Origin of the sequence: Corynebacterium sp. MSK204 (assembly GCF_030229885.1) — a bacterium.
GTDB lineage: Bacteria > Actinomycetota > Actinomycetes > Mycobacteriales > Mycobacteriaceae > Corynebacterium.
In genome coordinates, this window is sequence record NZ_JASPGQ010000004.1 from 152,427 (window position 1) to 170,920 (window position 18,494).

The window sequence follows — 18,494 nt, forward strand, 5'->3', positions numbered from 1 at the left end:
GTGCGTGAACCAGAATAAGCCCCTTCCAGAAGAGATCTATAAGCGCCGCCGGGTCGCCGCGCTTATCATCGTGATCGTCCTGGCCGTGGTGCTGATCTGGGCGGCGGTGGCCGCCTTCGGCGGTGAAAGCGACGATTCCGTTGCCGCGTCCTCAGAATCTTCGGCGGCGACCACATCTTCGGAATCCACCAGCGAATCCTCCACCACGTCCGCGGATTCGACGAGCGAATCCGAGTCCGAATCCGAATCTGCCTCGGAGTCGGAAGCTAAGGATGGGGCATCGGAAAGCAAGGAACCCGAGGAATCCGTGCACGCCGCGAAGGACACCTGCTCGCTTGAGGACTTGGAGGTGCGCACCTCCATGCTTAACTACTCCGTGCCGGACGGCGAACTGCCGAAGTTCTTCATGACCGTCACCAACCCCACCGCCGCGGATTGCAAGATCGACCTAGATGAGAACTCGCTGCGCTTCGAGGTCTACAAGATGGCCGATAACCAGCGCGTGTGGTCCGATACCGATTGCTACGCCTCCGTGCAGACCGGCGAGCAGACCTTCCCCGCGGGCAAGGACCTGAAATTCGAGGCCGAATGGTCCCGCCAGGCGTCCGAGCCGGGCAAGTGCACCGACCGCCCGACCGCCGATCCGGGCGCTTACTTCGCCCACACGGTCATCGGCGATAATTCCTCCCCGCCGCAGGACTTCACCCTTCGCTAAGCGCGCGGCCTCCTTGCAGTCGGCCGCGCGGAAGCAGCCCGGGCGGAAGCAGGCCACGCGGAACCAACTCGGGCAGAAGCAGCCCGCGCCGCTGGATCACCCGTCTCCTCGTCACCAGCCGGGCTAGAACCGGCCACCGGTTACGGTTGAACTACAGCTGGACTGCGGCGAGGGCCTCGCCAAGCGTCGCGACTTGGCGCACCTGCATGCCGTCCACGGGGTTGATTTCCCCGCGCGGAACAATCGCCCGCTTATAGCCCAGCCGCGCCGCCTCCTGCAGGCGCCGCTCAATATTCGGCACGGGCCGCAGTTCGCCGGCCAGGCCGACCTCGCCGATGACCACGGTCTTCGCAGGCAGTGGCTGCTCGTGCAGCGATGACCACGTGGCCAGCGCCACCGCGAGGTCGGTGGCGGTTTCGGTAATCCGCATGCCGCCCACCGTGGCCACATACGCATCCTTATCGTTCGTGCGCTGGCCAGCGCGCGCCTGCAACACGGCCAGCACCATGGGCACGCGGTTGGCATCGAGCCCCGTGACCACGCGCCGCGGGTTCTTCGCCACGGGGTCCACGGTCAACGCTTGGACCTCGGCGAGGATGGGCCGCACACCGTCCATGGCGACGGTTACCGCGGAGCCATCCGGCGTCGTGCCCCGGTGGGAAAGGAAGAGCCCCGACGGGTCCGCGACCTCCCTAATACCCCCGGCGGTTTGCTCGAAACAGCCCACTTCATCGGTCGCGCCGAAGCGATTTTTCATCCCGCGCAGCATGCGCAGGCTGGACTGGCGGTCGCCCTCGAAGTTTAAGACGACATCGACAAGATGCTCCAAAACCCGCGGTCCCGCCACGTTTCCGTCCTTGGTCACGTGCCCCACCAGCAGTACGGGGATGCCGGTGGATTTCGCAAGCGAGGTCAGCGCCGCGGTCACGGCGCGCGATTGCGCGACGCCGCCGGGTACGCCTTCTACCCCCACTGCATGCATGGTTTGCACGGAGTCCACGATGCTGAGGCCGGGCTTTACGGCATCGACGTGCCCAAAGACGGCGTCCAGGTTGGATTCGGCCGCGAGGTACAGCGATTCCTGCAGTGCCCCGGTGCGCTCGGCGCGGGCGCGGACCTGACCAGCGGATTCCTCGGCGGTGGCGTAGAGGACGGTGCGGCCGAGCTGGGCCCACCGGGAGGCGACCTCGAGAAGCAGCGTGGATTTACCCACGCCGGGCTCGCCGGCCATGAGCACCACCGAGCCTGGCACGATGCCGGAGCCTAGCACGCGGTCGAGCTCGCCGATGCCCGTGCCCACCGTCTTCGTCGCCTGCGCGCCCACCTGCGTGATGGGCTGCACCGGGTTCGCAGGCGCCACGCTCGCATGCCCACCGCTTGCCGATGCCCCCGCCACCACCGGCGCCTTTTCCTCCATCGTCCCCCACGAACCGCAATCCGGGCAGCGCCCGAGCCATTTGGGGGAGACATAACCGCATTCGGAGCAGGTGTGGATGGGGCGAGATTTTTTGGCCATGGTGTAGAGCCTAGAACGTGGCGGCAAAAACGACGAACGCGCCCGTACTCCGCAGAGTAGGGCGCGGATGCGGCGAGCTATTAGTGGTGCGAGTGACCGGTGTTCGCGTCGGTGGTGTAGCCCTCTGGGGATTCCACGTCGCGGTCGTACTTACCGGACTCCATCTGGGAGGCGGCGACGGTGGCGTCGATCTCGATGGTGCCGTTGGAGAACTCGAAGGTAACCGGGCGGTGGCCAGCGTATCCAAAGTCATCGTTATCCAGGTGGGTGGCCACGTACTGCACGGTCTCGGAATCGTGATCCGGGGTTGCGTCTAGGTTCTTCTGGGAGTCCGCCACGATGGAGTGATCGCGCTTAAGCGGCTGGGTCTGCTTCATCTCGACGGTCTGGCCGTCCACCTTCACGGACTTCAAGGTGATGACATCGGTTTCATAGCCCTGGTTGACGGCGTTGAACTTCAACGCGGCGCCACCGTCAGGCTCTGTCAGGATGGTGACATCGCGGACGGCAATCTTATCGTCATCGGTGCTGGCAGAAGCGCCATCAACCGCAGCTACCTTCTCTGCGGTCTGGGCGATGTGGCCTGCCGAGCAAGAAGCCAGCGCCAAAGCGGAGACGGCGGTAACGGAAATAATGGCACCGCGGCGGGCGGCGGACTTCAGGGACTGCACGTTGAGCATCCTCCATCAATTGCGATCTCAGGGCTTATCAAATCTTTAGCTTAGTCCCTTTCGATATAAAGTACACAGTTTCTCGCTAACCTAGCGGGTAGTCCGTGGGGGTAATCGGGGGCATCCGGTGGTAGGCGTGCCGCGCGTGATAAAATGGCGGCCTTAGTTATCGGCATATTCACGGGATTATAAGGAGTGGCAATGGAATATAAGGTCGGCGAGGTCGTCGTCTACCCGCACCACGGCGCGGCGGTCATCGAGGATATCGAAACCCGCGAAATGGGCGGCGAAGAGCTGGAATACCTCGTGCTGCACATTAACCAATCCGATCTCGTCGTCCGCGTGCCCAAGAAGAATGCGGATAACGTCGGCGTGCGCGATGTCGTGGGCAAGGAGGGCCTGGAAAAGGTCTTTTCCGTGCTGCGCGATGAAGACGTGGAAGAGGCCGGCAATTGGTCCCGCCGCTACAAGGCCAACCAGGAGCGCCTGGCCTCCGGCGATATCAACAAGGTCGCAGAGGTAGTGCGCGATCTGTGGCGCCGCGATCAGGACCGCGGCCTATCCGCCGGCGAGAAGCGCATGCTGGGCAAAGCCCGCACCATCTTGGTGGGCGAGCTGGCGCTGGCGCAGCCGGTCGATGATAAAAAGGCCGATACCATGATGGAAGAAATCGACGCCACCATCGAGCGCCACCGCGCCGCAGGTCTAGTCGATGACCAGTCCATCACCACCGATATCGACAACGACATCGATCTCGATGACCTCTCCTTCGACGACGAAGACTAAACCCCGCGTTATCGCCTTAATCGCCGCGGCCGGGCAAGGCACCCGCCTCGGCGCCGAGGTGCCCAAGGCCTACGTCGATCTGCGCGGCCGCACCCTTTTGGAGCGGTCCGTGCGCACCATGGCCAACTCCGGCCTCGTGGACGAGGTCATCGCGGTGGTGAGCCCGGCTATGGAGGGGGAAGCTGAGGGCATCGTCAAGCGCGTGGGCGCAGATATCCCGGTGCGCCTGGTGCATGGGCGCGGCGAGCGCGCCGATTCCATTTGGGCCGGGCTGCAGGCCATTCCGGACGAGGATGCCGTGGTGCTCATTCACGATGCCGCCCGCGCGCTCACGCCCACCGCAATGGTCGAGCGCGTGGCGCGGCGCGTTCTTGCGGGCGCGCCCGCCGTCATTCCGGTGGTTCCCGTGACCGATACCATCAAGGAAGTCGCCGGTAACGCTGTGGTGGGCACCCCCGATCGCGCCCGCTTGCGCGCTGTGCAGACCCCGCAGGGTTTCCGCCTCGCCGCGCTGCGCCAGGCCAACCTGGATTATTGGCGCAAGCAGCCGGATTTCACCGCCACGGACGATGCCAGCCTCATGGAATGGCACGGCCAGCGCGTGGAGACCGTGTCCGGCGATATCCTCGCCTTCAAAATCACCACCCCCACGGACCTGACCCTGGCCCGCGCCCTTGCAGAGGAGCAGCATGACTGAGCCCATCATCCCCCGCGTCGGCATCGCGACCGACGCCCACCAGATCGAAGCCGGCAAGCCCTGCTGGATTGCCGGGCTGCTTTTCGATGGCGCCCCCGGCTGCGAAGGCCACTCCGACGGCGACGTCGTAGCCCACGCGCTTGTCGATGCCCTCCTCTCCGCCTCCCACCTCGGCGATCTCGGCTCCTTCGTGGGGGTGGGCCGCCCCGAATACGATGGCGTGTCCGGCGCCCAGCTCCTGCTCGAGTGCCGCGAGCTGCTGGAAGCGGAAGGTTTTATCATCGGCAACGCCGCCGCCCAGCTCATTGGCCAGACACCCAAGATGGGCCCGCGCCGCGAGGAGGCCGAGGCCGTGCTTTCGGAAATCCTCGGTGCCGACGTGTCCATTTCCGCCACGACGACCGACCATTTGGGCTTTACCGGCCGCAAAGAGGGCCGCGCGGCGGTGGCAACGGCCGTTGTCTGGCGGCGCCAACACTAACCCCGCGCACGGGTGATTTAGACTGGGTGGCGTGAGTACTTTGCGCATTTTTGACACAGCCACCCGCAGCCAACGCGACTTCGAGCCGATTCGCCCCGGCCACGCCTCCATCTACTTGTGTGGCGCCACCCCGCAGGCGCAGCCGCATATCGGCCACCTGCGCTCCGGCGTGGCTTTCGATATCCTGCGCCGCTGGCTGCTCGCGCAAGGCTATGACGTCGCGCTCGTGCGCAATGTCACCGATATCGATGACAAGATCCTCACCAAGGCCGCCGAGAACAATCGCCCCTGGTGGGAGTGGGTGTCCACCTACGAGCGCGAGTTTACCAAGGCCTATAACCTGCTCGGCGTGCTCCCGCCGTCCGTGGAGCCGCGCGCGACGGGCTTTGTTACCCAGATGGTCGAGTACATGCAGCGGCTTATCGATGCCGGCTTTGCCTACCCCGTCCCCGCGCCCGCCCAGGGCACCGAAGCCACGGCGGATGAAGCGGTTGGCACCGCAGCTGACACGGCTGGTTCCGTGTACTTTGATGTCGAGGCCTGGACCAAGGCGGAGGGATCCGACTACGGCGCGCTGTCCGGCAACCGCGTCGAGGAGATGGAACAGGGCGAATCAGACAACGCGGGCAAGCGCAGCCCGCTCGACTTCGCCCTGTGGAAGGCCGCCAAGCCGGGCGAGCCGAGTTGGCCCACCCCGTGGGGCCGCGGCCGCCCGGGCTGGCACCTCGAGTGCTCCGCCATGTCGACGTACTACCTGGGCTCCAATTTCGATATCCACTGCGGCGGCTTGGACCTGCAATTCCCGCACCACGAAAACGAGATCGCGCAATCGCACGCGGCCGGTGATAAGTTCGCCAATTACTGGATGCACAACCACTGGGTCACCATGGCCGGCGAGAAGATGTCGAAATCGCTCGGCAATGTGCTTTCCATCTCCAACATGCTGGAGCTCGTGCGCCCGGTAGAGCTGCGCTACTACCTGGGTTCTGCGCATTACCGCTCCGTATTGGAATACTCCGAATCCGCCCTGACGGAGGCGGCGGCGGGCTACCGGCGTATTGAGGGCTTCGTCAAGCGCTTTGCAGGTGTCGAACGCGGCGACTGGACGCCGGACTTTGAGGACGCCATGAACGATGATATCGCCGTGCCGAAGGCTTTGGCCGCCATTCACACCACCGTGCGCGCGGGCAATAAGGACCTGGCCGCCGGGGACGAGGACGCCGCCCGCGCGAAGGCCGCTCAGGTGCGCGGGATGGCGCACGTACTTGGATTTGACCCGCTGGAGTGGGAAGATGGAGGCGAAGCTAGCGGAGCAGACGCGGCGCTCGATGCGCTGGTCCAGGCAGAACTGGAACGGCGCACGCAGGCCCGCGCGGAAAAAGACTTCGCTACTGCCGATGCCGTGCGTGACCGCCTCACCGCCGCCGGCATCACCATTACCGATACCCCAGACGGCCCCACGTGGTCGTTGACCCAGCGCTAGACAGCTTTCCGCTGTTATTTTCGCTGGTTATTGAACGGTTTCCTCGAAAGGACTGAAACGATGGCACGAACCCATGGCCGCGGTGGCGCGGGCATCCGCAAGACGAATAAGAAGGGCGCTACCAAAGGTTCCGGCGGCCAGCGCCGCAAGGGCCTAGAAGGCAAGGGTCCCACCCCGAAGGCCGAGGACCGCGTTTACCACGCCAAGCACAAGGCGAAGCTGGAGCGCGAGCGCCGCAACTCTGGCCGCCACCAGAAAGAAACCGCAGAGATGGTGGTGGGCCGCAACCCGGTCATCGAGTGTCTGCACGCCAAGGTGCCGGCCACCACGCTCTACATCGCCGCCGGAACGCGCAACGATAAGCGGCTTTCCGAGGCCGTGTCCATGTGCAATACCCGCAATATCCCCATCATCGAGGTTCAACGCCACGAGATGGACCGCATGACGGGAAATGGCATGCACCAGGGCATCGGCTTGCAGATCCCGCCATATAAGTACGCCGCGGTGGAGGATTTGATCGCCAACGCCGCCGAGAACCCGCGCCCCGGCATGTTCGTCATCCTGGATAACATCACCGATCCGCGCAACCTGGGTGCCGTCATCCGTTCCGTGGCCGCTTTCGGCGGCGATGGCGTGATCATTCCAGAGCGTCGTTCGGCTTCTGTCACCGCGGTGGCCTGGCGCACCTCGGCTGGCACCGCTGCCCGTTTGCCGGTCGCCCGCGCCACGAATATCACCCGCACAGTGAAGGAATTCCAGAAAAACGGCTACCAGGTCGTCGGCCTTGATGCCGGCGGCGATCACACGCTGGATACCTATGAAGGCGGCACGGATCCCGTCGTCATCGTCATCGGCTCCGAGGGCAAGGGCATTTCGCGTTTGGTCAGCGAGACCTGCGATGTCCTCATGTCCATCCCCATGACCGGGTGGGTCGAATCCCTCAACGCCTCTGTCGCCGCGGGCTCGGTGCTATCCGAGTTCGCGCGCCAACGCCGCGCCGCCGAAAAATAACCCGTTCCCGCCGCGCCAGCTCGCCGCGACGGATAAGCGCCACCCACGTTCGGTGCTGGCAACGTCGAGCGCGCAGAACCGCCTCCCCAGCCGCCGGTGCGGTTATCGGCGCAGCTAGCGTCAAAGGCGCGTTGGGCCCTTTGAGGCGACACAACGTTCTGGGTGCGAATCGTTGTGGCCCGCAACAATTAACCATTATCTGCCCAGGGTGGCAGCCACCGGATGGTTCCGTTGACCCGGGCTAAGTGCCCGCGCAGGGGCGGGGCGTTGGGATCATCGTCGTTCACGCCATTGTGGTACGGACAGGCGATGGTTAAGTTCCGCGGGTTAGTCTCGCCGCCATTTTTCCAGGCATTGAGGTGGTGAACCTGGCATTCATCGGCGGGATAACGACACTCCGGCCACGGGCAGACCGGGTTTTCGGCCGCCGCCATCAGGCGTTGCTTTGCAGAAGCAAAGCGCGAGGTGCGGTAGAGGTTGACCGGACCTTCCACTGGGTGGATGAGCGTGACGTATCCGTGCTCGGTAAACGCCCGTCGCACCAGCTCGGCGCCGGTCATCGTGGCGCCATTGGTCAGCTGGACCACGACATCGCCCTGGGAGTCAGCGCTACGGGTAGAGCCTGGGCCAGAGCCAGCGCTGACGTTGGAGTGTGAACCAGCGGTGGAGCCGGAACCGGCAGGGGAGGAACCGGAGCCGAAATCGACGATGCGATCGAGCTCGTCGAGGCGAAGCACGACATTGGTTGTCACGCTGGGGCGGGCGGCGGCCTCGCCGTGGAAGATATTCTGCACGGAAGCAAGCGGGGCATCTTTATCAATCGCGGCGTGCATATCGGCGATATCGGCGGACGGGCCGGTAATGGACATGGTCCACGGTCCGTCGGCGCGGCGATAAATCTTCACGCCGGGCTGGCGCTTCACGGGGCCTTTGAGCTCCTTGACGCGGGCGCGGCCCCGCTTATCAATATCCGAGACTTTCCCCTTCATCCCACACAATTCGCGCCGCAGCGCCCAAGCATCGCGCTTTTTCTTCAGCTTGGCGGCGTGGCGCTCGATGGTGAGCAGGGCCGTCAGGCTGTGCCCGTTGGCGCGGCTGGCGGCGATGGAGTCGCGCTGCTGGCGGCGGAAGGCGGTGGTGCCGAAGTAGGTATCGGCAAGCGTGAGCAAGCGGGTGGCGGTGGTATCGGGGCACCCGGCCGCAATCAGCGCGCGCAGCGAGAGGCCGTGGCAGTCGGCGATGATATCCATGCCGGGTGCCAGGCCCTTGAGAAATGTCTGCAGCGCGTTCATGACCCAGAGACTAAAGGGCCCCGCAAGCCCGCGCTTGCCGATGCCCCACCTCCCTGTGGACAACTACCCTTAAGCGTCACCTAAGCCGAAGAAATCGCGGACTTTATCCACAGCATTGAAGGAATCCGTATTTGGCCCTATGCTCGCCGGCGTTTCTTTGCTAGAGGGAATGACGTGCCCGAGGCCCTCCATGGTCCACAGTTCCACGGGGTAGTCGCCGTCGTAGTAGATGGAGGTTATCCCGGGGATGGGCTGGGTTTCGCGGGGCGGGCGGCAGCCATTGGCGAGTGCGAAGTGTTCCGCGGTGGCGGGGGCAGAAATCACGCACCCGCGGGTTTGCTGCCCATCGATGGCGGCAAGCCCGCCAGCATAGGGCGCAATCGGATCTTCGGTGCCGTGGATAAACAGCAGCGGGGTAGGCCGGTAGCCATCGGGGTGGGTGGGGGCGTGATTGGAGCCCTCGCCCAGCGTGGAGGCGAAGACGCAGGCGCCGGTGAGGGTAAAGGGGGCATCGTAAAGCAGGCGCAGCACCATTTGCCCGCCATTGGAATAGCCGGCGGCGAAGGTGCGCGCGGTGGAGTACTCGCGCTGCATGGTCTCGATGAGGAAGGTGCTAAAGGCAACGTCATCCACCCCGAGCTCGCGGGCGCGGACCGGCAGGTTGGCGCGGGTGTCGTTGAAATGGTGGTCGATGCCATCGGGGTAGACGATGAGGGTATTGGTGGCATCGGCAAGCGCGTCCACCGTGCCGTTGGTAAAGCGGCGAATAACGTTGGCGGACTGGTGGGAGCCGTGGAAAAACAGCAGCAGATCCGGCTGGGGTCCGAGGTTCTCGGGCTCGATGACGATGAAGCGGCGGGTGTGGCCAGCCACATCCGCGGTGCGGCGATGAATATGCATGCCCGCCGAGTTTAGTCGGCGTGGTGGGCCTCTGCGGCGGTGCGGTTATCGGCGTGGAAATGCTTGGCCGCTACCTCATCGCGGATGGCGCGCTTGCCCTGCCGCCAGCCGATGAACCGGCACACCAGGTAGATCACAAAGGAAATGGTGGTCACGAAGACGGAAACCGGCAGGCCTGGGGCGAGGGAGAGGATGAAACCGCCCACGGCGGAGACCTCGGCGAAGATGGTGGACCACAGCACCGCGCGCAGGGGCGAGGAGGTGATCTGTACCGCCGCCGCGCCGGGGGTGATAAGCAGCGCCATGACGAGCAGCGAGCCGACGATTTGCACCGACTGCGCTGCGGCGAGGCCGACGAGGACGGCGAAGGCGACGGAGATGGCGCGGGTGGGCACGCCGGCGGCGCGGGCCATATCAGGATCGGCGGAGGCAAAGAGCATGGGCCGCCAGAGGAAGCCGACGGCGGCGACGATGATGACCGTGGTGGCGGCTAGCAGCCATACCGAGGCGGAGGATACGCCGACGATTTGGCCGGTCAGAAGCGTCATCGCCGTATTGGAATTGCCGGGGTAGAGGTGTAAAAACAGCACCGAGAGGCCCAGGCCAAAGCTCATGACCACGCCGATGGCGCTGTCTTGTTGGCCCTTAAAGCCCAGCATGGCCAGGATGATGGCGGCGACGATGGCGCCGGCGACCGCACCGAAGCCCAGGTTGAGGCCGAAGAGCAGCGCCGCGGAGGCGCCCATGAGCGCCAGCTCAGAGGTGGCGTGGACGGAAAAGGACATCTGGCGCAGCACGATGAGCGAGGTCATCACGCCAGACAAGATGCCCAGCAGCGCGGAGGCGATGAGCGAGGACTGCACGAAGTCCACGCTGAGCAGGTATTGGGTATCTTCCCAGTAATTAGACAACGATGAGCCTCCCGTCGACGTTTAAGACATTGACCTTGGAACCGTACAGCTCTGAAAGCACCTCGGAGCGCATGACCTCATCGACTGGGCCGAAGGTGTGGCCATTGGGCGCGATGTAGAGGACCTTATCCGTCACCCCGAGCACGGGGTTGATGCCGTGGGTGACAAAGACGATGGACGTCCCGCGCTCGCGGCGCAGCGAGTCCAGCTTGTTGACCGTGGCGTTTTGCCGGGCGGGGTCGAGAGAGAGCAGGGGCTCATCGGCAAGAATGAGGTCTGGGTCATTGGCCAGGGCTTGGGCCTGGCGGATGAGCTGCTGCTGGCCGCCGGATAGCTGGCCGACGCGCCGGTCCCGCAGCCCCGTGGCCCCCACCTCTTCCAAAAGCTCGTCCACCCGTCCACGGGGTGGGTGCCGGTGCCGAAATACCCCGTGCGCCACGGAGAGCGAAACCAAGTCGCGGGCGCGCAGGGGAAGGTCAGCGGGGAACATGCGCTGCTGGGGGATGAACCCGACCCGGCAGTTGACATCGACGCGGCCGCTGGTGAGCGTGCGGGTGCCGAGGATGGTGCCCAGCAGGGTGGACTTGCCCACACCATTGGGGCCTAAAACGGCGATAAACTCGCCGCGGTCCACGGCGAGGTTAAGCTGCGACCACAGTGGGTCTACTGCGGCCTCATGGAATTCAACGAGCACTAGTGCTTCCCCAGCTTGCTGGTGACTTCGTCGTAGTATTCCCAGAACTTCTTGCCATCCGGCGGGGTTTCGCCGATTTCTACGATATCGACGTCGTTGTCCTCTGCGGCGGACTTGATGCGGCCGGCGGTATCGGTTTCGGTCTGGGGGTTGAAGATGAGGAGATCGACCTCGCCATCGTCGATGGCCTTGATGAAGGCGGCGACATCGGCAGTAGCGGGCTCGCCCTCGGAGATGGTGGCCTTGCGGTAGCCCTCGGGGGTGACGTCCTTGCCGTCGGTGTACTTCATGAGGTAATCGGCGATGGGCTCGGTTTGGGCGTAATTCAGGCCATCGGGAAGCTCCTTGAGCTTATCGCGCAGCTGGTCCACGTGGGAGTCGATCTTCTCGGTGGTGGCACCGGCGTCGGAGTACTTCTCGTTGATCTGGTCCGCGATGGATCCGGCGACCTCCTCCAGGGCGGCGGGGTCGTACCAGATGTGCTCGTTGCCCTCGATATTAGTGACCTTGTCCGGGTCATCCTTGGCGGTGGCCTTCGCGGCATCGATGGTCATGACATCGGGGTCCTCGTCCAGCTTGCCGTGGTCCGTCAGCGGCAGGGCGGAAATGATGTTGTCCTGATCGGAGACGGCCTGGTAGATCCAGGCGTCGTAGCCGCCGCCGTTGACCACGAGCATGTCGGCGTCGTTGGCCTTGGCTACATCGGCCGCGGTGGGCTCGAAGTGGTGGGGGTCGGTGTCATTGCCCTCCACGATGGGCTCGACCTCGATGTCGATGCCGGAGGCGGTATCGGCCACGGCCTGGGCAACATCGGCCCAGATGGAGGTAGAGGCGACGATGGAAATCTTCTTATCACCGGAGTCGCCGGAGTCGGAATCAGAATCTGTAGAGCATGCGGCGGTAAATAGGAGGCCACTTGCTGCGAGTAGGGCTGTTGTTGCGCGTAATGACGTGTGCATACCCTCCAGTGTGCGTTTGCTGGCAATCGTTGTCAATTGAACATGCACTGAAAATCGGGCGGTGGGGTGCAGGGTAAGGTAACAGGCATGGTTAAACGCAGCCCCACCCGGAAGACATTGGCCTCCCTCGCCGCGGAGTTGGGCGTTTCGCGCACAACCGTATCCAATGCCTATAGCCGCCCTGACCAGCTCTCCTCGGCGACGAGGCAGCGCATTTTGGCGGCGGCCAAGGCGCGCGGTTACCCGGGGCCCGATCCCACGGCGCGCAGCCTGCGTACCCGCCGCGCCGGGTCGGTGGGAGTGCTGCTGACCGAGCACCTGTCCTATGCCTTCGAAGACATGGCGTCGGTGGATTTCTTGGCGGGCATGGCGGAGGCATCGGCAGGCGCTCAGACTACGCTGACGCTGATTCCCGCCGGCCCAGAAGGCGAGGCGGAGGCGACCAGCCTGGTGGGTTCGGCCGCGGTCGATGGCTTCGTGGTCTATTCGGTCGCCGCGGGCGATGCCTACCTCGCGGCCGCGCGGGGCCGGGGCCTGCCGCTGGTGGTCTGCGATCAGCCCACCGATGCGGGGCTGCCGTTCGTGGGCATTGATGATCGCGCGGCGATTGCCCCGGCGGCGCGTGCGCTTATCGATGCCGGGCATCGCCACATCGGCATCCTCGCCATCCGCCTGCGCCTGCAGCGCCACGACGGCCCGATTTCCTGGCAGGAAGTCCAGGATGCGGAGATGCACGTGCAGCGCTCGCGGGTGATGGGCGCGCTCGACGTCTTCGCCGAGGCGGGCATCGCGCCCGAGTCCGTGCCCGTGGTCACGCAGCACATTAACGATGCCCACACCACCCGCGCCGCCGCCGAGCTCCTGCTCGAGGCGCACCCGGAGCTTACGGCCGTGCTGTGCACGACCGACTCCATGGCGCTCGGCGTGCTGGCCTATGCCCGCGAGCGCGGGCTGAGCGTGCCAGAAGATTTATCCGTGACCGGCTTTGACGGCATCGATGCGGCGCAGCGCCTCGACCTGGCTACCGTTATCCAGCCCAATAAGGCGAAGGGCGCCGCGGCCGGCCACATGCTGGAAAAGCTCATCGCTAGCGCGACAAGTGATTCTGCCGGTGCAGGCAGCGCGAAGGTCGGCGCCGAAGAAGCGGAGGAGGTGCCGCGGCGGGTGTTGCAGACGCGGTTCGCGCCGGGTAAGTCGGTTATTGCACCGCGGCCGCGCGGGCGGTAGCCAGCTCGGTGAGGAAGTGGGCGACGGCGTCGACATCGGCAAGCTGCACGGCGGCGATGGAGTCGCCCTCGCCCACCTTGACGCCCACGTCTGGCGGCTGGTGGAGGGCGCGGAAGCCGTGCTCATCGGTGACGTCATCGCCCAAGAAGACCATGGCGGTGGCGCCGGTGCGCTCGCGAAGGGCCTCCAGCCACGTGCCCTTGGTGGCGGTGGTGGCAGAAAACTCGATCACGGACTTGCCGGCGGTGCGCGGGAAACCGGCGGTATCTAGCGCCAGACCCGCCTCATAGGCGGCCGCGGCCTGCTCCGGGTTGCCCAGCTCGAGCGAGCGCAGGTGCAGCACGCGCTGGAAGGGCTTGACCTCCAGCTCTGCGCCGGGGAAGCGGTCTACGATGCCGCGGATTTCTTCCTCCTTGCGCGCAAGGTGCTCGTGCATGGCGGGGGTGAGTTCGGTCTGCTGCCAGGAGGATTCGGCGCCGTGGGAGCCGCCGAAGAGGACGGGCTCGCGCAGGGGGCACACCCGCTGGAGGCCCTCGAGGTGGCGCCCGGACAGCACCGCGGCCGTGGTGCGCGGCAGGTGGGCCAAGTGGTCGAGGGCGCGGGCGGCATCAGCGTTGATTTCCACGTCATAAATGGCGGTGGCAAACGGGGACAGCGTGCCGTCAAAATCAGAGACCACGGCGAGCTCTTCTGCCGCGGCCAGGGCCTTAATGGTGGTAGAAAGCGTCATAGCCTCACATGCTACCCGCGGGAGACTAGCTTGATGGAGGGTGAATCTACCTCATCGGTATCCAGCTCCAGGATGAGCTGGTTATTGCTGTTGACGGTGTAGATAAAATCATTATCCGAGCTAATCAGGTTGCGCAGCAGGTTATCGGCCCATACGGAACCGCCCTCGCAGTCCTCATCGGTGTCGTCGTACTTGACCTCATCGAAGTGCAGCTTGTTGCCATCGCGGATATTTTCGCGCTCGTCATCGGCGGTGTAGCTCAGCCGGGCCGCAAGTCGGGTGCAGCCGGTGGTGCCCACCATGGTGGATTCGCCGAAGCTAAATTCCGGCGCGTGGGGAATCGACTCCGGGATGGTGGACGCCGCATCCGGCGCGATATTGATGGAGACGACCTGCCACTGCTTGTCCACAATCCGCTCATCGCCCGCAGGCTGCGGGGCGTCGTCTTCGGAACCGCAGGCGGTAAGCAGCATAACGGCGCCCAGCGCGGCCGCTGCAGCGGTGCGTGCGCGGGGGTGGGAAGGAAGCATTAGGAGTCCTTTCCGTGTGGGTCGGGAGCGTGCGAGGTGGTGTCGGTCCGGGTAGTACGCAGGCAGCCCAGGAAGGACTGCGACCACAGCTGCACATCGTGGCTTATGACCTGATCGTGCATGGTGAGCATGCGCTGGGTCATGGTGGAGGGGGCATCGGAAAGCGCCCGCACTGCGTTAAGCAAGGCGCGTTTGACGGACTCGATATCGAAGGGGTTGCACAGGTAGGCCTCATCCAGCTCCGCGGCGGCGCCGGCGAATTCCGAGAGCACTAGGGCGCCAGAACCGTCGTCGTGGCAGGCCACGAACTCCTTGGCTACGAGGTTCATGCCGTCCTTAAAGGGGGTGACCAGCATGATATCGGCCATGCGGTAATAGCAGCGCAGCACATCCTTGGGCACACCGCGGTGCTGGTAGTGCACCACGGGGTGGCCCATGCGGGAAAAGCGGCCATTGATGCGGCCGACGGCCTCTTCCACCTGGGAGCGGGTGGCCTTGTAGTGGTCGAGGCGCTCACGCGAGGGCGTGGCCAGCTGCACCAAGGTGACCTCCTCCGGATCCAGGGCGCCGGTTTCCAAGAGCTCCTCGAAGGCGGTCAGGCGCTGCAGGATGCCCTTGGTGTAATCGAGGCGATCCACGCCCAAAATGATGCGCTTGGGGCTGCCCAAATCCTTGCGCAATTGGGCCACGCGGCGTTTATCCTCGTCGCTAAACTGGCCGAAATCCTGCGCGGCGATGGAAATGGGGAACGCGCCCACGCCCACGGTGCGGCCACCGGGGAGGCGGATATGGGCGGTGACATCGCGGGTGGTGGCCTCGCCACGCACCTCGAGGCCCTGGCGGCGGGCCAATTCCAAGAAATTGCGGGCATTGGCCTCCAAGTGGAAGCCGATCAGGTCTGCCCCCAAGATGCCGCGCACCGTTTCCTCCCGCCAAGGCAGCTGCCGGAAAAGATCGGGGGAGGGGAACGGGATGTGCAGGAAGAACCCAATGGTGAGATCGGGGCGCATTTGCCGCAGGATGCCCGGTAATAATTGCAGCTGATAGTCCTGCACCCAGACCGTCGCGCCTTCTGCGGCCACGTGGGCTACCTCGTCCGCGAAGCGGAGGTTGACCTCGCGGTAGGCATCCCACCAGTCGCGGTGATAGGCAGGGGTGACGATGAGATCGTGGTAGAGCGGCCACAGCGTGGCATTGGAAAAGCCCTCGTAAAAGGCCTCAAAATCGGCCTCGGTAAGTTTGACCGGGTGCAATAACACCCCGGCCTCGGTGCGGAAGGGCTCGGGCGCGGCATCGGCGACGCCGGGCCACCCCACCCAGCAGCCCTGGTGCGCTTCGAGCACCGGTGAGAGCGCGGTGACCAGACCGCCCGGCGAGGCCGTCCACTCCTGACTGCCATCGGCCGCGGTAGTTAAATCTACCGGCAGGCGGTTTGCCACTACTACGAAGTCATTGCCGCGCTCACTCATAGTCCAAGACTAGCTTAAGACTTCTTGGTCGACTTCTTTGTTGCTTTCTTTGTCGACTTTTTGGTGGACTTTTTGGCCGCCTTAGTGGTCTTCTTGGTCGACTTTTTAGTGGACTTCTTCGAGGCCTTGGACGTCGACTTCTTGGTGGCCTTCTTCGTGGACTTTTTCGGCGCGGCATCGGCTTGTTCCGCCAATACCTTCTTGTGCACCAGGCCCTTCGGCTCGACACCCAGCATGGACATCAAGGTCACGCCGTCCAAGAAGTCTTGGGAGTAGGTGGCCACCACGCGGCGGGCGGCACGGGCGGTTTCCTCTGCCAGGGCAATGTCTTGTTCTGCCTGTGGGTGCGTGTCTTGGACCTTGGGTGGCACGGCGAGTCCTCCTGAATGTTGGGAAAGCTATCAGGCTGAATATTGTACGCTACCGGCGGCGTTTAGGGCTCCTTGGGTTCCTCCCCGCCGGGCTTGGTGTGATCGGATTCCTCCGGAGTGGGCGATTTCTGCCCGGGCACCGTATAGGTGGTGCGCTCAGTTTCTTGCGGCTGGGCCGGCCACTGGGAGTCTGCCGGCCACAAATCTTCCGCCGGAGTGGTCCCCGGCGCGTGCTGCTGAGCCTGCGCGTGTTGTGGTGGCTTTGGCCCCAGCGTGGGCGGCAATTCGGGGCGGTTGACGCGGGGAGCAAAGGGGGACATCGGCACGCGCGGGATGCGCGGGGCCCTGCGCGCCAGGTGAGTTGCCTTGTGGAAGGAGAACCGGCCGATGCGCTTGAAGGCGGAGTACGGGCGGAAGTACTTCGGGCGGCGCAGGCGGCGGGCGACGCGCTCGCCAAAAACGACGCCGGCTGCCAGCGCGCCGGAGATGGCCAGCGCGGTGGCTAGGTTGGTAAAGCCGGTAATCATCTGCTCGTTGATGGAGGCGTACATGCCGCGGTACAGCATGAGGCCCGGCAGCATGGGCGTATAGCCCACGATCATCGTAATGAGCGGCGGGATGCCCCACCGGCGCGACATCAAACCGCCGGCCAGGCCCACCACGATGGCGGATATACCGGAGGCAATCACCGGGCCGACGCCGAAGGGTACGACCACGAAGTAGTAGAAAATCATACCGGCGGCCGCCGTGAGGCCTGAGAGGGTAATTTCTATCCAATTAGCCCCGCAGGCCAGCGCGAAGGCGGCCGAACCCGTGCCGCCGAGCAGCACCAAGAGGGGAATCTTGTGATAGACCGGCGGCGCCAAGGTACCCATTGGGGGCAGGTCAAAGCCCATGGCGGAGGCCAGCTGGATGCCCACACCCACGCCGGCGATGATCGCGCCCGTTGATAACAGCGCGGAGAAAAAACGCGCGGAAGAGGTCACGGGGGAGCGAGTGATGCCATCGACAAGCGATTGCACCAGCGTCAGCCCCGCCACCAGCACGATGATTCCGGACGCAATAATCTGCGCCGGCGACATACTAATGCCAAAGGCGGCGGCTACGTTATACAAAATCGCTGCTGGGAAGACGGCCAAGAAGCCGCCGACGACGTTTTGATAAAAGGGCGGCAGGCGGTAATTGGCCAACCAATCATTGAGCCCCATAATCAGCGCGGAAACCACGAAGGCAACGAGGCCGACGAGGAGATCGCCGCCGAGCATCATGGAAATCAGGCCACCCATGCCGCCCCAGCCGAGCATCACCGTGGACGGCTTATAAGGCGCTGGCATGCGGTCGATGTCATCCAGTCGCTTTTCCGCCATCGCGGGCGGCACCCTACCGGAGTGGATATCGCGGATGAGGCGGTCTACTTCCGAAAGCTTGGAAAAGTTCACGCCCACATCCGGCACCACGCGAAAGACGTGGAGGTTCTGGCGCTTATCGCCCGTGCCAATCGCGGTGTGGATGGTGATGGTATTCATCAAAATATCCACGTGGCAGTAGTGCAGACCATACGACGACGCCGCCAGGTGCACCTGCGCGCGGGCATCCGAGTTGGCGGATCCTGCGCTAATGAGCAGCTCGCCGATGCGCGCGGCAATCTCCATCACGCCCGTGACCTGGGCGGCATCGGTCAGATCGACCGGGGCGAGTGGCGATGGTGGGGGTGCGGCTTTGGCCGCGTCAATGATGGCGACTTGGCCTGCGGATACGCGCAGGCGCTCCCGCATAGCGGACAGTAGTGACACGAAAATAACCCTCGAAAAAGCGGTGGGACACTAGTAATAATTTCAGCCTGAACTCTAACTCTTGTGGGGCGCAAATGCATACAAGGGGGACCAGCTTTCCACTTGGGAGAGGTCCTCGGGTACCATGCAACGAGCGGAAGAAAATCCGCGGTGCTGGAGTGGCGCAATTGGTAGCGCAACGCACTTGTAATGCGTAGGTTGCGAGTTCAAGTCTCGTCTCCAGCTCAAAAACCACCCCCTAACTGCACAAACAGTTAG

General features: G+C 64.3%; 19 protein-coding genes and 1 tRNA gene. 8 read left to right on the forward strand and 12 right to left on the reverse strand.

Annotated features, from left to right (window positions below; translation table 11 throughout):
- Positions 1–4: 4 nt before the first annotated feature.
- Positions 5–715: a hypothetical protein gene (locus tag QP908_RS04160; RefSeq protein WP_284771733.1), complete on the forward strand. Its 711-nt coding sequence runs from the start codon at positions 5–7 to the stop codon at positions 713–715.
- 151 nt (positions 716–866) lie between these two features.
- On the opposite strand, the gene radA is transcribed toward QP908_RS04160, so the two are convergent.
- Together radA and QP908_RS04170 are read right to left on the reverse strand one after the other, a co-directional pair.
- A complete protein-coding gene (gene radA, locus QP908_RS04165) occupies positions 867–2,231 on the reverse strand; it encodes a DNA repair protein RadA (protein WP_284771734.1) in 1,365 nt (454 codons plus the stop codon).
- 80 nt (positions 2,232–2,311) lie between these two features.
- Positions 2,312–2,911 (reverse strand): hypothetical protein, encoded by a 600-nt coding sequence (locus QP908_RS04170; protein ID WP_284771735.1) that lies wholly within the window; start codon positions 2,909–2,911, stop codon positions 2,312–2,314.
- A gap of 192 nt (positions 2,912–3,103) precedes the next feature.
- Between QP908_RS04170 and QP908_RS04175 the strand changes: the two genes are divergently transcribed.
- The 5 genes from QP908_RS04175 to rlmB are packed head-to-tail and all read left to right on the forward strand — an operon-like array spanning position 3,104 to position 7,360.
- Entirely contained in the window at positions 3,104–3,688 is a 585-nt protein-coding gene (locus QP908_RS04175) for a CarD family transcriptional regulator (protein ID WP_005279544.1), read from the forward strand.
- The gene (gene ispD, locus QP908_RS04180; RefSeq protein ID WP_284771736.1) at positions 3,660–4,385 is read left to right on the forward strand and encodes a 2-C-methyl-D-erythritol 4-phosphate cytidylyltransferase; all 726 of its coding nucleotides are present in this window, start codon (positions 3,660–3,662) and stop codon (positions 4,383–4,385) included. Before QP908_RS04175 ends, ispD begins: the two co-directional genes overlap by 29 nt.
- The gene (ispF, locus tag QP908_RS04185; RefSeq protein ID WP_284771737.1) at positions 4,378–4,866 is read left to right on the forward strand and encodes a 2-C-methyl-D-erythritol 2,4-cyclodiphosphate synthase; all 489 of its coding nucleotides are present in this window, start codon (positions 4,378–4,380) and stop codon (positions 4,864–4,866) included. The genes ispD and ispF overlap by 8 nt, the downstream gene beginning before the upstream one ends.
- A 31-nt stretch (positions 4,867–4,897) precedes the next feature.
- Positions 4,898–6,349 carry a cysteine--tRNA ligase gene (locus tag QP908_RS04190; RefSeq protein ID WP_284771738.1) on the forward strand — a complete coding sequence of 484 codons (1,452 nt, stop codon included), beginning with the start codon at positions 4,898–4,900 and terminating at the stop codon, positions 6,347–6,349.
- Positions 6,350–6,409: 60 nt separating this feature from the next.
- Positions 6,410–7,360 carry a 23S rRNA (guanosine(2251)-2'-O)-methyltransferase RlmB gene (rlmB, locus tag QP908_RS04195; RefSeq protein WP_237792359.1) on the forward strand — a complete coding sequence of 317 codons (951 nt, stop codon included), beginning with the start codon at positions 6,410–6,412 and terminating at the stop codon, positions 7,358–7,360.
- A 188-nt stretch (positions 7,361–7,548) separates the two neighbouring features.
- Here rlmB and QP908_RS04200 read toward each other — a convergent pair whose 3' ends face one another.
- From QP908_RS04200 to QP908_RS04220, 5 genes are all read right to left on the reverse strand, one after another.
- Positions 7,549–8,652 carry an HNH endonuclease signature motif containing protein gene (locus QP908_RS04200; protein ID WP_284771739.1) on the reverse strand — a complete coding sequence of 368 codons (1,104 nt, stop codon included), beginning with the start codon at positions 8,650–8,652 and terminating at the stop codon, positions 7,549–7,551.
- Positions 8,653–8,721: 69 nt separating this feature from the next.
- Positions 8,722–9,552 (reverse strand): CE1 family esterase, encoded by an 831-nt coding sequence (locus QP908_RS04205; protein WP_284771740.1) that lies wholly within the window; start codon positions 9,550–9,552, stop codon positions 8,722–8,724.
- Between the two features lie 11 nt (positions 9,553–9,563).
- A complete protein-coding gene (locus QP908_RS04210) occupies positions 9,564–10,463 on the reverse strand; it encodes a metal ABC transporter permease (protein ID WP_239268397.1) in 900 nt (299 codons plus the stop codon).
- A complete protein-coding gene (locus QP908_RS04215) occupies positions 10,456–11,157 on the reverse strand; it encodes a metal ABC transporter ATP-binding protein (protein WP_239268395.1) in 702 nt (233 codons plus the stop codon). Before QP908_RS04215 ends, QP908_RS04210 begins: the two co-directional genes overlap by 8 nt.
- Positions 11,157–12,164: a metal ABC transporter solute-binding protein, Zn/Mn family gene (locus QP908_RS04220; RefSeq protein WP_502868867.1), complete on the reverse strand. Its 1,008-nt coding sequence runs from the start codon at positions 12,162–12,164 to the stop codon at positions 11,157–11,159. Before QP908_RS04220 ends, QP908_RS04215 begins: the two co-directional genes overlap by 1 nt.
- Positions 12,165–12,203: 39 nt before the next feature.
- Between QP908_RS04220 and QP908_RS04225 the strand changes: the two genes are divergently transcribed.
- Positions 12,204–13,343, forward strand: a complete 1,140-nt coding sequence (locus QP908_RS04225; protein ID WP_239268390.1) for a LacI family DNA-binding transcriptional regulator — start codon at positions 12,204–12,206, stop codon at positions 13,341–13,343.
- Here the strand turns inward: QP908_RS04225 and otsB are convergent.
- From otsB to thrE, 5 genes are all read right to left on the reverse strand, one after another.
- Complete coding sequence (otsB, locus tag QP908_RS04230; protein ID WP_284771742.1) at positions 13,315–14,073, reverse strand: trehalose-phosphatase; 759 nt, start codon at positions 14,071–14,073, stop codon at positions 13,315–13,317. The two genes, QP908_RS04225 and otsB, sit on opposite strands and share 29 nt — an antisense overlap.
- A gap of 11 nt (positions 14,074–14,084) precedes the next feature.
- Entirely contained in the window at positions 14,085–14,603 is a 519-nt protein-coding gene (locus tag QP908_RS04235) for an META domain-containing protein (RefSeq protein ID WP_284771743.1), read from the reverse strand.
- Entirely contained in the window at positions 14,603–16,072 is a 1,470-nt protein-coding gene (locus QP908_RS04240; RefSeq protein WP_284771744.1) for an alpha,alpha-trehalose-phosphate synthase (UDP-forming), read from the reverse strand. Before QP908_RS04240 ends, QP908_RS04235 begins: the two co-directional genes overlap by 1 nt.
- Positions 16,073–16,086: 14 nt before the next feature.
- On the reverse strand, positions 16,087–16,443 hold the full coding sequence (locus QP908_RS04245; RefSeq protein ID WP_023017948.1) for a hypothetical protein: 357 nt from the start codon (positions 16,441–16,443) through the stop codon (positions 16,087–16,089).
- 62 nt (positions 16,444–16,505) lie between these two features.
- Positions 16,506–18,236, reverse strand: coding sequence for a threonine/serine exporter ThrE (gene thrE / locus QP908_RS04250; RefSeq protein ID WP_284771745.1), 1,731 nt, complete (start codon positions 18,234–18,236; stop codon positions 16,506–16,508).
- A gap of 152 nt (positions 18,237–18,388) precedes the next feature.
- On the opposite strand from thrE, the gene QP908_RS04255 reads away from it, so the two are divergent.
- Positions 18,389–18,461, forward strand: a tRNA-Thr gene (locus QP908_RS04255).
- Positions 18,462–18,494 lie beyond the last annotated feature (33 nt).

Coding starts and splice junctions, on each gene's coding strand:
- QP908_RS04175 (WP_005279544.1), top strand. CDS start 3,104: ATGGAATATAAGGTCGGCGAGGTCGTCGTCTACCCGCACCACGGCGCG.
- radA (WP_284771734.1), bottom strand. CDS start 2,231: ATGGCCAAAAAATCTCGCCCCATCCACACCTGCTCCGAATGCGGTTAT.
- rlmB (WP_237792359.1), top strand. CDS start 6,410: ATGGCACGAACCCATGGCCGCGGTGGCGCGGGCATCCGCAAGACGAAT.
- QP908_RS04170 (WP_284771735.1), bottom strand. CDS start 2,911: ATGCTCAACGTGCAGTCCCTGAAGTCCGCCGCCCGCCGCGGTGCCATT.
- QP908_RS04240 (WP_284771744.1), bottom strand. CDS start 16,072: ATGAGTGAGCGCGGCAATGACTTCGTAGTAGTGGCAAACCGCCTGCCG.
- otsB (WP_284771742.1), bottom strand. CDS start 14,073: ATGACGCTTTCTACCACCATTAAGGCCCTGGCCGCGGCAGAAGAGCTC.
- ispD (WP_284771736.1), top strand. CDS start 3,660: ATGACCTCTCCTTCGACGACGAAGACTAAACCCCGCGTTATCGCCTTA.
- QP908_RS04225 (WP_239268390.1), top strand. CDS start 12,204: ATGGTTAAACGCAGCCCCACCCGGAAGACATTGGCCTCCCTCGCCGCG.
- QP908_RS04205 (WP_284771740.1), bottom strand. CDS start 9,552: ATGCATATTCATCGCCGCACCGCGGATGTGGCTGGCCACACCCGCCGC.
- QP908_RS04200 (WP_284771739.1), bottom strand. CDS start 8,652: ATGAACGCGCTGCAGACATTTCTCAAGGGCCTGGCACCCGGCATGGAT.
- QP908_RS04235 (WP_284771743.1), bottom strand. CDS start 14,603: ATGCTTCCTTCCCACCCCCGCGCACGCACCGCTGCAGCGGCCGCGCTG.
- ispF (WP_284771737.1), top strand. CDS start 4,378: ATGACTGAGCCCATCATCCCCCGCGTCGGCATCGCGACCGACGCCCAC.